We start from the raw sequence: 14,726 nt of genomic DNA on the forward strand, positions 1-14,726 counted from the left end.
TTCACGGGGTTTGTTTTTTCGAAGACAGTTCACAGGTTATTATTTATAAATAAAAAAAACAGGTTTCTTGTATGAATCTTTTTGATATGTCGTTGGATAAAAATCCAGCCAATTATGTCTCACTTTCGCCACTTACTTTTTTAAAGAGGGCGGCAGATGTTTATCCAAATAAAATAGCATGTATCCATGGTGAGCAGAAAATAACTTGGGCTGAGACGTATCTTCGTTGCGTTAAGTTAGCCTCGGCGCTTGCGAGCAGAGGGGTAAAAAAAGGAGATACCGTTTCAGCGATGTTGCCAAATATTCCAGCGATGTTTGAATTACACTTTGCTGTGCCAATGTTGGGCGCAGTATTACACTCAATTAATACACGTTTAGATGTTAAATCAGTTGCTTTTCAGTTGGACCATGCTGAAAGCAAAGCGGTCTTTATTGATGCTGAGTTTGCTGATGTTATGGCGACGGCAGTAAAGGAAGCCGAGGTATCCCCGCTAGTAATTGATGTGGAAGATGCAACATTTGGCTCGAGGCAGGCCATTGGCGAGGTTGAATATGAAATGCTCGTTGCTGAAGGTAATGAGACATTTCAATGGAGTTTGCCAGAAGATGAGTGGCAGTCGATTACATTGAACTATACCTCTGGAACCACGGGTAATCCAAAGGGAATTGTTTATCATCATCGCGGGGCTTACCTAAACGCACTTAATAATATAGTGACCTGGGATATGGGCAATCACCCTATTTATCTTTGGACGCTTCCAATGTTTCATTGTAATGGCTGGTGTTTCCCTTGGAGTCTTGCTGCTTCTGCGGGCACAAATGTTTGTTTGCGTAGTGTGTTACCGAAAACGATTTTTAAGCTTATTAAGTCTGAAAAAATAGATCATTTTTGTGGTGCACCGACGGTTCTCACCATGCTGATCAATACGCCAGAGAAGCATCAAAAAGGCATTGAGCACGAAGTGAAAGTTATGACCGCTGGCGCTGCGCCGCCGGCAGCGGTTATTCAGAAAATGGAAGAAATGAGTTTTAGTGTGACACATGTTTATGGGTTAACTGAAACTTATGGCCCTTGTACAGTATGTGCTTGGCATGATGAATGGGATGAGTTGCCGTCTGATGAACAAGCAGCGCTTCGAGCTCGACAAGGGGTTAGGAGCGCAATGCTGGAAGATTTAATGGTGGCGGATCCAGAAACGCTCGAACCGATGCCTAAAGATGGCGTGAGTATGGGCGAGGTATTTATGCGTGGGAATAATGTGATGAAGGGATATTTAAAAAACCCGTCAGCATCTGACGAAGCATTTAAAGGCGGTTGGTTTCACTCGGGGGATTTAGCTGTGTGGCATGAAGATGGGTATATAGACATCAAAGACCGATCAAAAGACATCATTATTTCAGGGGGTGAAAACATATCCACATTAGAAGTTGAATCTGTTTTGTACCGTCATCCAGCTATTTTAGAGGCAGCTGTTGTTGCTAAATATGATGATGTATGGGGTGAGAAGCCATGTGCTTTTGTGACCTTGAAAGAAGGTGAAAACGTCACAGAAAAAGAAATCATATCGTTTTGTAGAAAAAACTTGGCGCATTATAAAGCGCCGAAATATGTTGTATTTGGTGGCTTGCCAAAAACATCGACTGGGAAAATTCAGAAATTCACATTAAGAAAACAGGCAAACGAGATAAAGCACTAATTCGCTACCATGTTTGGAGTAATGATCAATACCAGAGAGCCCTTTAGTCTTTGGGTGCTCAAGTAAGGTTGGTATGAAAATAACCTCGAGCGGCCAATAAATTACAACCATGGCGAAAATAATACCATTTAAGAAGAAAACGCTGTCTGAAAAGCATAAAGGGGGGACGCTATGTCGAAATGGCCATCATGCATGGGCGATCGATAAAGACCAGCAATTTGATGTTAAACAAGGTAAATTGATGACTTTATACCGTTGTCGGCGGTGTAAGGTAAGTAAACAAAAGCTGATTTAACGCAGTTCTATGCTCGTTTTTTTGTGCGGTATCTGGAAAATGGGCTACAATGGCTGTGAAGTATTTACTAATATGGAGTAAGAAATGAAGATATTCAAAAACTTAGCGGCTGTTTTGGTCGTCGCATTATTTGTATCGGGCTGTGCCTCAGTTAAGACTGACAAGTGGCAAAATTGTGCTATGGCAGGTGCTGCAATTGGTGGCGCAGCAGGCGGTTTAGGTGATGATCATGATAGGTCTGATTTAATCGTTAGTGCGATAGGTGGTGCTGTCATTGGTGGGACTATTTGTGCATTAATGGCAGAAGAAGTCGCGGCTCCGGCTCCAGAAAAAGACACTGATGGTGATGGTGTTGTGGATAGCTTGGACCAATGCCCTAATACGCCAGCGGGTGCAAAAGTAGACAGCAAAGGTTGCGCATTAGATAGTGATGGCGACGGTGTTCCTGATTATAAAGATGAATGTCCAGATTCAGCTCCAGGTGCTGTAGTTAATGAACTTGGTTGCGCTATACCTCTAGTGCTTAAAGGTGTTAACTTCCATTTTGATTCAGCCGTGTTGACGGACGAAGCAAAGCAGGTTTTAGTGCAAGTTGCTGATAACTATAAAGCATATCATTCACATGTGGCTTTGCTAATTGGTGGACATACTGATTCTAAAGGACCAGCAGAATATAACTTAAACTTGTCTCAACGTCGTGCTGAAGCAGTTCGTGCGTTTTTGATTGCTGAAGGTTGCGATGAAAGTAAATTAACAGCAGCAGGTTATGGGGAAGAAAAACCATTTGCTGATAATGCAACAAAAGAAGGACGTGCACTTAACCGCCGAGTTGAGTTAACAGTAAAGTAAAACAACTTTAAGGTTGTGATAAAAACGGGGCTTTTGCCCCGTTTTTTGTGCATAAGAATAAGTCATAGAGTAGAGTGCCGATTTGGGATGTTGATCTTTGCTTCGTTTAGGTTAGAATCAACGTCTTTCGTTTAGGTTAGAATCAACGTCTAGGGATAAATTAATTGTAAAATTAAATGGAGAGAATAATGGGAATTTACAAAAAACTGACAGCATTATTTGCATCAGTAGTGTTAGTCAGTGGCTGTGCAACTGTTGAAACAGAAAGTTGGCAGAATTGTGCCATAGGCGGAGCATTATTAGGCGGTGCGGCTGGCGCATTTGTTGAAGGTGCGACAGAGGTAGGCGTTGGGGCCGTAGTGGGTGGTTCCTTAGGTAGTTTAATTTGTGGGGACGAGGCTGAAGCCGTGCCAGATGCCGAGCCTGACACAGACGCTGATGGCGTCGTTGACAGTCGTGATGAATGCGTGGGTACGCCAGCAGGGGCAGCTGTTGATAGTAAAGGTTGTAGTACAGATAGTGATAATGATGGGGTTGCTGATTATAAAGATAAGTGCCCCAACTCTGCACCTGGTGCGAAAGTAAATGCATTAGGTTGTGTGGATGCTTTAGTTTTGGAAGGCGTTAACTTTCATACGGCCTCGGCTGAGTTGACTGATTCTGCGAAAGCTATTTTACTACCCATTGCAATGGCTCATCGTAAGCATTATGCGGATGTAAACTTGTTGATAGCTGGTCATACTGACTCACAAGGTACAGATGCGTATAACCAGGATTTATCTGAAAGGCGTGCAGCATCAGTTCGTGCTTTTATGATTACACATGGTTGTGATGAAAACATGCTCTCAACAATCGGATATGGTGAAAGCAAGCCTATTGGAGATAATGCTACCTCTGAAGGGCGTGCTAAGAATCGCCGTGTGGAGATGAGCGAAAAGGAATAGTTACTTAATAAATGAAAAAACGGGGCTTTTGCCCCGTTTTTTTGTAAAAAATAAATCAATTAGTAAGGCTAGGCGTAATCTTAAAACTCAAAGGTGGCGTTACTGCCAATGAGCTCTATGCCAACGAAGTTAGGTTTATGTGCTTTTCTATGAGCTTGTCTTTGACAGGCTGGGCAAGATTAGTGTTAGCAGATACACCAAATGAGTTTATTCTGGCGGGAGTCGCTGATATTTTTATTATTTTTTCCGGTTAGGGTTGGGATTGCTTGGCTAATAAAGAACTGCGAGCTGTATGGTCGACAGAAAAATTATTTATTCGTTATTTTCCATTTTTGCGCGATGCCGCTGGACGTTTCGTTATAAATATATTGCCCATCAGATGAGAAAGCCAAGGCAATAATAGCGGCGGCCTCATTGCCCCATATAACGTCTTTTTTTGGCATCCATGTGTTAAGCAGACTGCCTGTTTTAACATCCCATAAGTCAATTCGTTGATTGGGCCTACCTGTAAGTAGGTGCTGGGAGTCGGCTGAGAACTGGCTAGCGGAAACAGTCATATACCTCATAGGAAGCTGGCTTAGTTTATCGCCAGTTTCAGTATCCCATAGTTTGGTTTTTCCTAGGGATGCATTACTCATCGCATAACGACCATCATCAGATAAAGCGACATTAAATATTTTAAAGTTTTGGCGCCATTGTTGGGTCAATTCTCCAGCTTTAAGGTCCCAGAGCTTTGCGTATTGATCATTAGCTCCTGTAATAGCGTAACGTCCGTTGTGTGATAGAGCGACAGTATTAACAAAACCATTGTGCTTGAAGCTGTAAATGATTTTTCCATAATAAAGATCGAAGTAATAGGCTTTGTTCGATTCCATACCGATAAGAGCATGTTGACCATTGCTTGAAATAGCGATATCTGTAATATTAGGAAAGTCCCAATAGCCAATAATTTTGCCACTTTTGACTTCCCATAAAGCAAGGGAGTTACTCTCAGCGGTAATGGCAAACTTATTATTAGCAGATATTGCAGTGGCGATAATGCCTTTATTGTTATCGGTGTGTTGCCAGCGGTGTAGTACGGTGTTGGTAGCTACTTCAATGAGTTGTGCTACACCATTTGTTATAGAGACAAGGGCTAGTGAACCGTCTTTAGATAGGCTTGCATTGAGTAAGCCCGCTTTATCATGCACCCATTGTTGCTCGACATCGGTCTGATATTGACACGCTTGGAGTAAAAAAATAAGGCTAATAAGATAAATGTTTTTTAAAAAAGGACTCATCTTAATAAGGGGCGTCGGGTTATTTGAAAATACGTTTTAGTTTTAGTTTTAATTTTAATTGAGCGAACAAGCTGAGTGGTTTTTTGAAGGACTCCTCCGTTATCGGCTCAATCTTGTGACCTTCCATAAAGGCTGTTAGTACCTTATTAAAAGCCTTTGGTTGTTCTAATTGTGGGCTATGACCAACGCCATGAAAGGTATGAAATCGGCAATTATCAATATGCTGTTGCATATTTTTTAGTGGTTGTAGGGGGATAACGCTATCTAAGTCACCATGCATAATTAAAACAGGGAATTTAAAGTGCTTTAGTAAATGTGTGCCATTCCATTTTTTTAACGTGGACAAAAAACCATTAAATGCTTTTATATCCATTTTAAGAGCATCTTCAACGATCAGGTTGAGATAGAATTTATTGTAGTTGAGCCTCGGCATGGCTTTTTTAAAGCTGGTCATTAACAGCTTTCGTTTTAAACCAATAGTGCCTAGGAAGTGAAAGATATGTTCGGGTGAAAAAAAAGAGCCCTGGTTGGAAATATTTTTTAATGATGCCATGCCTTCAGCAGGGGCAGGAGCAACCAAGGTTAAGGTAATAATTCGATCAGCATTAGTGCCTGCTAACTGTTGGGCGACAGCACCGCCTAATGAATGACCAACAAGGTGAAATTTATCTAGCTTTAGTTGGTCGGCAAACTGCAGAATGTCTTCGCTGAGCGTTTCTATATCGTAGCCACTGCTAGTGACTTCACTGTCACCACAACCCCTGAAATCGGGTGCGTACCCTTGGAAGCCATTAGGCAACTGTTGTAAAAAAGGTTGCCAATAATGCCAACTGCCAAAATTGCCATGTAGCAGGATAATGGGTATATCGCCGTTTGATTGGTGCTCGTAATGGACGTTAAGGTGTTCAAGTTGAATAAAAGGCATAGTGTTAGTGAACCCAGTTCAATTTATTGTGTAAGGAAACAACGGAGCCAATAATAATTAAAGTAGGTGGTTTTGGTTTAAGCTGGTCCACTTTATCGGCGATATGTAATAAATCAGAAATGATGACGCGGTGATCTGCTGTTGTGCCTTTTTGAATGAGGGCGACAGGGGTGCTGCCTGATAATTGTCGTTCAATAAGTTTTTCACTAATTTGCCGAAGTCCAATTAGCCCCATATAAATCACAATAGTTTGGTTGGGTTTGGCCAGTTGGTCCCAGTCTAAATTGACCGTATTGTCTTTTAAATGCCCCGTGACAAACATGCATGATTGCGCGTGATCTCGATGAGTGAGTGGGATGCCTGAGTAACTGGCGCACCCAGATGCAGCTGTGATACCGGGAACCACTTCAAAAGCGATGCCTTCATCGATAAGCGTTTCAATTTCTTCACCACCGCGACCGAACATAAACGGGTCGCCACCCTTTAGTCGTACAACACGGTTGCCTTCTTTGGCCATTTTTATTAATAAGGCGTTTATGCCTTCTTGCGGCACACTATGTTTGCTGCGTTGTTTACCGACGTATATACGCTCAGCATCGCGACGGGATAAGTTTAGGACTTCGTTAGATACAAGACGGTCGTAGATAATGATATCTGCCAATTGAAGTAACCTTAACGCCTTTAATGTCAATAATTCAGGGTCGCCTGGGCCTCCGCCTACAAGATAAACCTTGCCGTTGGTAGCGACATCAGGTGCTTTATGTAGAGCCTGCAGCAAGCCTTTTTTAGCCTCTTCATGCTGCCCTTGGTAACTGAGTTCGGCGACAGGGCCATTGAAAATAGTTTCCCAGAAAATGCGTCGTTGCTTGATGTTGGAGAAATGATCTTTCACAGCCTGACGGCATTCGGCAGCAAGGCTTGCTAATTTCCCTAAAGATTGTGGGAGCAGCGTTTCAAGCTTTGCACGCATTAAGCGAGACAAGACAGGCGCAACACCGCCACTTGAGATGGCGATGGTCATCGGAGAGCGGTCAACAATGGCAGGAAAAATGAAGCTACATAATTGAGGTTGATCTACAACGTTAACGGGAATGTTGTTTGCCCATGCTTCAGAGGAGACTTGAGCATTTGTTTGTTCGTCATTGACGGCGCAGATAACTAGATGAAAGTCGAGGGTGTCAGTTGGTTTAAAAGCTCGGTTAATATGGTGTATTTGCTGATCAGTAGCCAACTGAGATAATTCGTCTGATAGCGTTGGAGCAATAACAGTGACATTGGCGCGAGCCTCTAATAACAGGCGAGCTTTTCGAGTAGCCACTGAGCCCCCGCCAACTAGTAGACAGTTTTGTTTATCAAGTTTATGAAAAAGCGGAAGGTAATCCATGGTCTATTTTAACTCTGAATGTCGAAAACAGGTAGTTAGGTGATCATTAACAAGGCCAGTAGCCTGCATGAGCGAGTAACAAATAGTTGGGCCAACAAAACTAAAGCCCCTTTTTTTTAAATCACGACTTAGTCGACTGGACATGTCTGTTTCGTTCGGCACTTGTTCGGGTCGCTCCCATTGGTTGATAAGTGGCTGATGGTTTACATACTGCCATAAGTAATTAGAAAAGCTACCAAACTCTTTTTGTGTCTTTATAAAAGCAATAGCATTTTTGACACTGGCTTTTATTTTAAGTTTATTACGTATGAGTCGTTCGTCTTGTAGTAGGTGATTTACTTTTTTGTCGCTATACTTCGCGACGATAGCTGGGTCAAAATGATCATACAGCTCACGGTAAGCTTCACGTCGTTGTAGCACTGTTGACCAACTAAGGCCTGCTTGAGCGCCTTCAAGAATCAGGTATTCAAATAATTTGTGTTCGTCTGTTAAGGGTACGCCCCATTCTTGATCGTGATACAGAATATCGAGTGGTTTTTGGGCCCAAGGGCAACGTGTCTTATCACCCATGGGTTATCGCAAGGTAATAATTGGCCAATCGTTTTTAATGGCGTGATGCTTCAGTTGTTCATCTGGGTCAACAGCCACGGGGTGGGTGACTTTTTCCAATAGGGGAATGTCATTATGTGAATCGCTGTAAAAAGTGCTATTACTGAGGTCGGCCTGATTATCAGCAAGCCATTGTGTTAACCGGGATACTTTCCCATCTTGATAGCAAGGAGTGTCAACATATTCTCCAGTATATCGACCATCAACGAACTCGGGCTCTGTTGCCAATACTGTTGGGATGCCGAAAAGCTTCACAATAGGTTCGGTAACAAAACGATTGGTGGCGGTAATTACCATTAAGGTATCGCCTTTATTACGGTGTTCTTCAACTAGGTCCTGCGCTGCGGTTAGTATCAAAGGGCGAATTTTTTCATCAATAAACTGCTCGCGCCACTGATGCAGCTTTTCAACGGGGTGATCGGCAAGAAATGATAATGCAAAACTCAGGTACTCATCGATATCCAGCTTACCTTGACAGTAATCGTTGTAGAACTGGGTGTTTGCTTTTGCGTAATCATCGCCATCGACGAGTTTTTTCTCAACAAGAAACTCGCCCCAAAGGTGGTCACTGTCGTCACTAATTAAGGTATTGTCGAGGTCAAAGATGGCAAGGCTCATGGGCGTATTATGTTTACAAGTAGGTTATGAGGGGTACATCAATGTTGCTAGAGGCGCTAGCCCCCATTAATGTGATTTAACTGTAAGTCTGACATAAATATTGGTGATTCCCAATCATTTTGTTATGGATGGTCGCACTGTGTCTAAACGTGGCTATAATAATCAATATTAAATTTTAGTTTAACAAATGAATCATGATTGATGACGATGGCTACCGACATAATGTTGGCATCATTTTATGTAGCCAACACAATAAATTGTTTTGGGCACGGCGTGCGAATCAAAGTGGTTGGCAATTTCCTCAAGGCGGCATGAATGAGGGTGAAACTCATGAAGAGGCGATGTATCGTGAGTTGTATGAGGAGATTGGTTTAAAACCCGAGCATGTTGAAGTTGTTGGAAAAACAAGAGAGTGGGTTTATTACGACTTACCTAAACGTTATGTTCGTAGGGATCGTTCACCAGTGTGTAGAGGTCAAAAGCAGATTTGGTTTATGTTAAGGCTGGTGGGTGAAGAAAAACATATTACATTTGATAAAACGGAGACACCAGAATTTGATAGCTGGCGCTGGGCTGATTATTGGGAGCCGGCTTTCGATGTTGTGTATTTCAAGCGTAATGTGTATTTAAGTGCATTAACCGAAATGTGGTCTTTTTTATTCCCGGGGATTACGCCTAATATTTTTAAAAAATAACTAATACCCAGCAGAGTTTTGATCGAGGTTATTGGGGGTGGTTGCTAGTCTGATAACATCCGTGTGTATCCCGCCACTGGTTGTTAAGCTCAGCCAACGATAACCAGGTGCTATATTGTCTATAGCAAACTCTTGGCTAAAAGGCTTAAATTGGAAGCAGGTCGATGGTGTTGAGTAGACGGGACTACCCGCAATGGTACTGCTGAACGATTGGTGGACGTGCCCATGAATAATGCCTTGCACGCTTGGGTTGTTCTCGATTAAATAAAGAAGAGACGCTGGGTTTGCAACGCACATACTATCTAGCCATTGGCTGCCGACAGGCTTTAATTGATGATGCAAACAGATGAGCACATGCTTAGCGGGATGAGCATCGATTTCTTGCTGGAGGTTGGCTACCTCCTGCTCGTCTAGAGTCCCGCCTTCTTCACCGGGTGTTTCAGAGTTGAGAAATGCAAAGAGCCATTGTTTATGATGTAAAAAAGGCTGGTACATCACGGGTGGTGTTGAAAACAGACTGGTTAAGGTGCTGGAGGTGTCATGATTGCCAGGAAGCACGTAACACGGGATGCCGAGCTTTTTTAAATGCTCAATCAGGCGTTGGTAAGACTGAATGGAGCCGTCTTGGCTTAGGTCGCCAGTGAGAAAAATAAGGTCGGGTGGCCAGCTTTGTTGTTGTGCTAGGCTTAAAATGGACAGAAAGCTCTCTTCAGTGTTAACTCCTACCAATTGATCATCAACAGACGCCATCAGGTGCATATCAGTCAGTTGGAGAACTTTTATGCTCGAAGGTTCGCAATGAGCAGATGAGAAAACGTTAGCTTTTTTCAAGAATCTTTTGGAACAATTTAAAGTTTCTCTAAGTATAGCCGCTGATTTTAAAATTGCGCTGAGAAAGAATAGATCCTTAAGCGATTTTTTTAATCATCACCATTGAGCGGCGAGTTTGGTTGTAACGGAGGCGTTTCTCGGCCGGTAAATCATTCAGGGTGGCGGGAGAAAACCCTTTTTCTGCGAACCAATGGCTGCTTTGTGTTGTGAGAACAAACAAGTGGGTTAACCCATGGCTGCGAGCTTTATTCTCTATCATGCTCAATAAATATTCGCCCCGTTCCCCAGTGCGGTAATCGGGGTGAACAGCTACGCAAGCTAACTCGCCCATCAGCTCATCGGGGTATTCGTACAGGGCTGCGCAAGTTGTTATTAAGCCATCTTGTTCAATCACATGAAATTTATTAATATCCATTTCAATGGCTTCACTAGGGCGGTAGGCAAGAAGGCCTTTTTCTTCTAAGGGCCGAATAAGTTCGATAATACCATGGAGGTCATTAATGGTAGCGGGGCGTGCGTCTTCAAAGGGCTGAATGCTGATCAGTGTGCCTGAGCCTTGCCGAGTAAACAGTTCTAGTTGCAGCCCACCATTAATATTTCGGTCAATTAGGTGAATTCGCTTTACACCTAACTGGCTGGCGCGAATGGCTTCTTGCAAGTGCAAGTAAGCATCGTCTAGTTGATTGTCAGAGGACGTTAATAGGGCTTGTGCTTGCTCGGTAGTTAATTGACGAATGAGTTTGTTTTTCTTGGTGAGAATCTCCGCTCGCTCGGTCATTATGATGAGTTTATCAGCTTTTATTTCGGTCGCTATTTCGGTTGCTATTTCTTCACTACGTAAATTAAAGACCTCACCGGCGGGTGAATACGCCAAGGGCGAAATAAGAACAATTTGGCCTGCATTCAGCGTTTTAGAAATGGTTTCGTTATTAACGCGGCGCACAGCCCCTGTAAACTGGTAGTCAACCCCATTAATAATACCGAGTGGTTTTGCAACGATAAAATTTCCAGAAGCAATATTAATGGTCGAGCCAGAAGAGGCGAGATTGGCTAGACGAGTTGATAGCTTAGCTTCAATATTAGTATGTGTTGTTCCTGCGGCCTCTTTTGCTAATTCAAGGGTTAGCTTATCTGTGACTCTAAGGTGTTGAAAAACACGGCTAGGGTGCTGGTGTTCATGTAGTTTCTTCTCTAGCTGGGTGCGGATACCGTGAACTAGGATAAGACGAATACCTAAGCTATGAAGTAACGCAATATCCTCCATTAATGTTGAGAATAATGTGTCATCGATAGCATCACCGCTAAAGTTTATGACAAATGTTTTCCCCCGATGGGCATGAATATAAGGGGCCGTATTCCTAAACCAATTAATAAATTGATGAGGGGCTATCGGCTCACCTTTGCCAAACCGAGGGAGGGGATTATGTTTACCTTGCTCGAGGGGTATATTCAGTTCGTTGGCTGCGTCGATAATGCTCTTCATGGCAGAAGAGGGCACTCGCCCATCGGTACCATGCTTGCTTTTTGGGTAAGTCCAACGGTAAATAGTGGCGGGGTCTTTATTAATGGCCTTAGCTAGCTGCTTTACGCCCCCAAATTGCCGAATAATAAAATTTGCATCATCTTCCATGCGGGAATATTATATTTTTATTGCATTAATTGCAAAAATATTAATTTTTTGCAATTAAAAGCCTATTTTATGCAAATATTAGAGATTAATTTTTGCATAAAGTTGCAATAAGGCGTTATTTGATCCGCAGGAATGTATTCATTGGCTTGGTGAGCCTGGTCAATGTTCCCTGGTCCGACGACGAGGGTCTCAAGGCCAAGTCTATTAAGAAAAGGTGCTTCTGTGCCAAAGGCAACTGCTTCGGCTTTTTTGCCAGTCAGAGACTCGACCATTTGAGTCAGTTTTGCATTAGCGGCTGTTTCAAAGGCCGGTACGCCAGCAAAAATAGGGCGATGAGCTAGCGTCAGTTTACTGTCGATAGAAAGTATGTTGTTGAGACGTTTTTGCAGGTCGGCCCTTAACGTGTCGATATCCATGCCCGGTAGTGGTCTGATATCTATTTGAGTTTCGCAGTGCGAGCAAATTCTGTTGGGGTTGTCGCCACCATGTATAGATCCGATATTCATCGTTGGTGAGGTTATAGCAAAACTTGGGTTTTGGTGTTTGCGTTGTAAGTCATCACGCCATTTTAATAACTCGTTGATGACTTTATGCATCCCTTCGGTGGCGCTAGCGCCTAAATTAGGGTTGCTAGAGTGGCCAGCTTGCCCGGTAACAACAAGAGACTCCATCATCACACCTTTATGCATGCGAATGGGTGTTAACCCAGTGGGTTCGCCAATAATGGCATACTTAGCATGATGGAACTGTTTTTTGGTGAGTGCTTGAGCCCCAGTCATTGCGCTTTCTTCGTCTGCAGTGGCCAGTATTGTCAGTGGTCGTTTGAAATCCTTAGGATTAAAGCGTGAAGCAACATCGATAGCCAGCGCGAAAAAAGACTTCATGTCAGTACTGCCTAAGCCATAGAAATGGTTGTTTTTCTCGGTAAGTTTAAAGGGGTCTTGTTGCCAGTGATGTTCATCATAAGGCACTGTATCGGTATGCCCGGAAAGGACCAGGCCATCTGCGCCTTTGTGGCTAGGGCCGATGGTGGCGATGAGATTGGCTTTTCCGGGGTGGTTTGAAAGCGGTTCAACTGAGACAGTGAAGCCAAGGTTTTCTAACCAATCGGCCAGTAAGTGAATAACTGGAAGGTTGCTCTGGTCGAGCGACTGATTAGTGCTGCTGACTGATGGCGTGCCAATTAAGGCACGCATCATGTCAAGCATATTAAGTGGTGTGATCAAGGCTTATGAGTACAAGCCAAAAAGGAGTGGGATCATCCTAATTAGCTGGTTTTATCAGTCACAGCGCCTTCTGAAGCTGAACTGACCAATTTTGCATATTTGGAAAGAACGCCACGTGTGTAACGCGGTTTAGGTTGTTTCCAATTTGCAAGACGTTGTTGAATGACTTCATCGTCTAGGTGCAGACGTAACTCATTTTTTACGCTATCAATCGTAATCGTGTCGCCATCTTCAACAATAGCGATAGCCCCACCTTGAAACGCCTCGGGAGTGATATGGCCCACAACAAAACCATGTGTTCCACCAGAAAAACGGCCATCAGTGATAAAGGCAACTTTATCGCCCAGTCCTCTGCCCATAATGGCTGATGTTGGCGCTAACATTTCTCTCATGCCAGGGCCGCCTTTAGGCCCTTCGTAGCGAATAACCAAAACATCACCTTCCTTGATGGATCCACTAAGGATGCTGGCCATCGAATCTTCTTCAGAGTCGAAGACGCGAGCGGTTCCTGTAAAACCAAGACCTTCTTTGCCGGTAATTTTAGCGACAGCGCCTTCGGAGGCAAGGTTACCGTGAAGGACAACGAGGTGACTGTCTTTCTTGATGGCATTGTCTAGCGAATGAATAACATCTTGATCATCTGGGTAAGGCGCAACATCAGCTAAGTTTTCAGCTAGCGTTTTACCGGTAACGGTTAAACAATCACCATGCAATAAACCAGCATCTAAGAGTATTTTCATTAATGGTTGAATGCCACCAATTTCAATTAGTTCACCCATGGAATATTTTCCACTGGGTTTTAAGTCGGCGACCATTGGCACGCGTTTACCGATTTCGGTAAAGTCGTTTAATTTAAGGTCAACGTTGGCGCTATGTGCCATTGCTAATAGGTGAAGAACAGCATTGGTTGATCCGCCTAGGGCAATCACAACGGTAATAGCGTTTTCAAAGGCTTTACGGGTCATGATATCGCGAGGCTTGATGTCGAGCTCTAGTAATTTTAAAACAGCTTTACCGGCATCTTCACAATCTTTTTTCTTGTCCGTTGAAATAGCTGCTTGAGCAGAACTGTTCGGCAAGCTCATGCCCATCGCTTCAATAGCAGAGGCCATGGTGTTTGCGGTGTACATGCCTCCGCATGAGCCAGCACCAGGAATCGCTTTTGATTCGATGGCGTGCAATTCGTCGTCATCAATCAGGTTATTTGCACGAGCGCCTACGGCCTCAAAAACTGAGATGACATCTAATTTACGTTGTTTATGACAGCCCGATAAAATAGTACCGCCGTAAACAAAAATAGCTGGGCGATTTAGACGCGCTAATGCAATCATGCAACCGGGCATGTTTTTATCACAACCACCAATAGCAACAACACCATCAAAACCTTGACAGCCAACTACAGTTTCAATCGAATCGGCGATCACTTCACGAGACGTCAGCGAGTACTTCATGCCTTCGGTGCCCATTGAAATACCATCAGAAATGGTGATGGTGTTAAAAATAACCCCTTTACCACCGGCTGCATTAACGCCTTTGGCTGCGTCATCGGCTAGGCCATTAATGTGCATATTACACGGGGTCACCATTGCCCATGTGGAGGCGACGCCGACTTGTGGTTTTTTGAAATCTTCATCATTAAAGCCAACCGCATGAAGCATTGCACGACTCGGTGCGCGTTCCATACCATCCACTACTTGGGAGGAAAATTTTCTGCTATCGTTCTTTTTGTCTGACATATTGTGC

At 43.5% G+C, this 14,726-nt stretch carries 14 protein-coding genes; 5 read left to right on the plus strand and 9 right to left on the minus strand.

From position 1 onward, the window contains the following. The first annotated feature begins 71 nt into the window (after positions 1 to 71). The 4 genes from KUG63_RS03255 (at position 72) to KUG63_RS03270 (ending at position 3,785) form a co-directional block, all read left to right on the plus strand. Positions 72 to 1,697: an acyl-CoA synthetase gene (locus tag KUG63_RS03255; protein ID WP_020933152.1), complete on the plus strand. Its 1,626-nt coding sequence runs from the start codon at positions 72 to 74 to the stop codon at positions 1,695 to 1,697. A 109-nt stretch (positions 1,698 to 1,806) separates the two neighbouring features. Continuing rightward, positions 1,807 to 1,992 carry a hypothetical protein gene (locus KUG63_RS03260; RefSeq protein WP_041932974.1) on the plus strand — a complete coding sequence of 62 codons (186 nt, stop codon included), beginning with the start codon at positions 1,807 to 1,809 and terminating at the stop codon, positions 1,990 to 1,992. An 84-nt stretch (positions 1,993 to 2,076) separates the two neighbouring features. After that, positions 2,077 to 2,841, plus strand: a complete 765-nt coding sequence (locus tag KUG63_RS03265; RefSeq protein WP_020933151.1) for an OmpA family protein — start codon at positions 2,077 to 2,079, stop codon at positions 2,839 to 2,841. Positions 2,842 to 3,029: 188 nt separating this feature from the next. Then, positions 3,030 to 3,785, plus strand: a complete 756-nt coding sequence (locus KUG63_RS03270; RefSeq protein ID WP_020933150.1) for an OmpA family protein — start codon at positions 3,030 to 3,032, stop codon at positions 3,783 to 3,785. A gap of 308 nt (positions 3,786 to 4,093) precedes the next feature. On the opposite strand, the gene KUG63_RS03275 is transcribed toward KUG63_RS03270, so the two are convergent. The 5 genes from KUG63_RS03275 to KUG63_RS03295 are packed head-to-tail and all read right to left on the minus strand — an operon-like array spanning position 4,094 to position 8,601. Beyond that, positions 4,094 to 5,065, minus strand: a complete 972-nt coding sequence (locus tag KUG63_RS03275; protein WP_287554008.1) for a WD40 repeat domain-containing protein — start codon at positions 5,063 to 5,065, stop codon at positions 4,094 to 4,096. A gap of 19 nt (positions 5,066 to 5,084) precedes the next feature. Beyond that, positions 5,085 to 5,990: an alpha/beta fold hydrolase gene (locus KUG63_RS03280; protein ID WP_020161713.1), complete on the minus strand. Its 906-nt coding sequence runs from the start codon at positions 5,988 to 5,990 to the stop codon at positions 5,085 to 5,087. Positions 5,991 to 5,994: 4 nt separating this feature from the next. After that, the gene (cysG, locus tag KUG63_RS03285; protein ID WP_015005085.1) at positions 5,995 to 7,374 is read right to left on the minus strand and encodes a siroheme synthase CysG; all 1,380 of its coding nucleotides are present in this window, start codon (positions 7,372 to 7,374) and stop codon (positions 5,995 to 5,997) included. 3 nt (positions 7,375 to 7,377) lie between these two features. After that, positions 7,378 to 7,944, minus strand: coding sequence for a DNA-3-methyladenine glycosylase I (locus KUG63_RS03290; RefSeq protein ID WP_015005086.1), 567 nt, complete (start codon positions 7,942 to 7,944; stop codon positions 7,378 to 7,380). A gap of 3 nt (positions 7,945 to 7,947) precedes the next feature. Next, complete coding sequence (locus KUG63_RS03295) at positions 7,948 to 8,601, minus strand: HAD family hydrolase (protein ID WP_015005087.1); 654 nt, start codon at positions 8,599 to 8,601, stop codon at positions 7,948 to 7,950. A gap of 194 nt (positions 8,602 to 8,795) precedes the next feature. Between KUG63_RS03295 and KUG63_RS03300 the strand changes: the two genes are divergently transcribed. Then, complete coding sequence (locus KUG63_RS03300) at positions 8,796 to 9,296, plus strand: RNA pyrophosphohydrolase (protein ID WP_015005088.1); 501 nt, start codon at positions 8,796 to 8,798, stop codon at positions 9,294 to 9,296. Here KUG63_RS03300 and cpdA read toward each other — a convergent pair whose 3' ends face one another. The 4 genes from cpdA to ilvD all read right to left on the minus strand — a co-directional run bounded on the left by cpdA (position 9,297) and on the right by ilvD (position 14,719). Then, positions 9,297 to 10,127, minus strand: coding sequence for a 3',5'-cyclic-AMP phosphodiesterase (cpdA, locus tag KUG63_RS03305; protein WP_287554011.1), 831 nt, complete (start codon positions 10,125 to 10,127; stop codon positions 9,297 to 9,299). Positions 10,128 to 10,203: 76 nt separating this feature from the next. Then, positions 10,204 to 11,757 carry an amino-acid N-acetyltransferase gene (argA, locus tag KUG63_RS03310; RefSeq protein WP_287554013.1) on the minus strand — a complete coding sequence of 518 codons (1,554 nt, stop codon included), beginning with the start codon at positions 11,755 to 11,757 and terminating at the stop codon, positions 10,204 to 10,206. A 62-nt stretch (positions 11,758 to 11,819) separates the two neighbouring features. Then, on the minus strand, positions 11,820 to 12,965 hold the full coding sequence (gene argE, locus KUG63_RS03315; protein WP_287554014.1) for an acetylornithine deacetylase: 1,146 nt from the start codon (positions 12,963 to 12,965) through the stop codon (positions 11,820 to 11,822). A 59-nt stretch (positions 12,966 to 13,024) separates the two neighbouring features. Next, positions 13,025 to 14,719: a dihydroxy-acid dehydratase gene (gene ilvD / locus KUG63_RS03320; protein ID WP_015005092.1), complete on the minus strand. Its 1,695-nt coding sequence runs from the start codon at positions 14,717 to 14,719 to the stop codon at positions 13,025 to 13,027. Positions 14,720 to 14,726: the final 7 nt, after the last annotated feature.

The organism is Cycloclasticus sp. (assembly GCF_019090545.1).
Classification (GTDB): domain Bacteria; phylum Pseudomonadota; class Gammaproteobacteria; order Methylococcales; family Cycloclasticaceae; genus Cycloclasticus; species Cycloclasticus pugetii.

What these genes read in the sequence shown, in the direction of transcription:
- KUG63_RS03255 (WP_020933152.1), top strand. Translation starts at nt 72, where the DNA reads ATGAATCTTTTTGATATGTCGTTGGATAAAAATCCAGCCAATTATGTC.
- KUG63_RS03260 (WP_041932974.1), top strand. Translation starts at nt 1,807, where the DNA reads ATGGCGAAAATAATACCATTTAAGAAGAAAACGCTGTCTGAAAAGCAT.
- KUG63_RS03265 (WP_020933151.1), top strand. Translation starts at nt 2,077, where the DNA reads ATGAAGATATTCAAAAACTTAGCGGCTGTTTTGGTCGTCGCATTATTT.
- KUG63_RS03270 (WP_020933150.1), top strand. Translation starts at nt 3,030, where the DNA reads ATGGGAATTTACAAAAAACTGACAGCATTATTTGCATCAGTAGTGTTA.
- KUG63_RS03275 (WP_287554008.1), bottom strand. Translation starts at nt 5,065, where the DNA reads ATGAGTCCTTTTTTAAAAAACATTTATCTTATTAGCCTTATTTTTTTA.
- KUG63_RS03280 (WP_020161713.1), bottom strand. Translation starts at nt 5,990, where the DNA reads ATGCCTTTTATTCAACTTGAACACCTTAACGTCCATTACGAGCACCAA.
- cysG (WP_015005085.1), bottom strand. Translation starts at nt 7,374, where the DNA reads ATGGATTACCTTCCGCTTTTTCATAAACTTGATAAACAAAACTGTCTA.
- KUG63_RS03290 (WP_015005086.1), bottom strand. Translation starts at nt 7,944, where the DNA reads ATGGGTGATAAGACACGTTGCCCTTGGGCCCAAAAACCACTCGATATT.
- KUG63_RS03295 (WP_015005087.1), bottom strand. Translation starts at nt 8,601, where the DNA reads ATGAGCCTTGCCATCTTTGACCTCGACAATACCTTAATTAGTGACGAC.
- KUG63_RS03300 (WP_015005088.1), top strand. Translation starts at nt 8,796, where the DNA reads ATGATTGATGACGATGGCTACCGACATAATGTTGGCATCATTTTATGT.
- argA (WP_287554013.1), bottom strand. Translation starts at nt 11,757, where the DNA reads ATGGAAGATGATGCAAATTTTATTATTCGGCAATTTGGGGGCGTAAAG.
- argE (WP_287554014.1), bottom strand. Translation starts at nt 12,965, where the DNA reads ATGCTTGACATGATGCGTGCCTTAATTGGCACGCCATCAGTCAGCAGC.
- ilvD (WP_015005092.1), bottom strand. Translation starts at nt 14,719, where the DNA reads ATGTCAGACAAAAAGAACGATAGCAGAAAATTTTCCTCCCAAGTAGTG.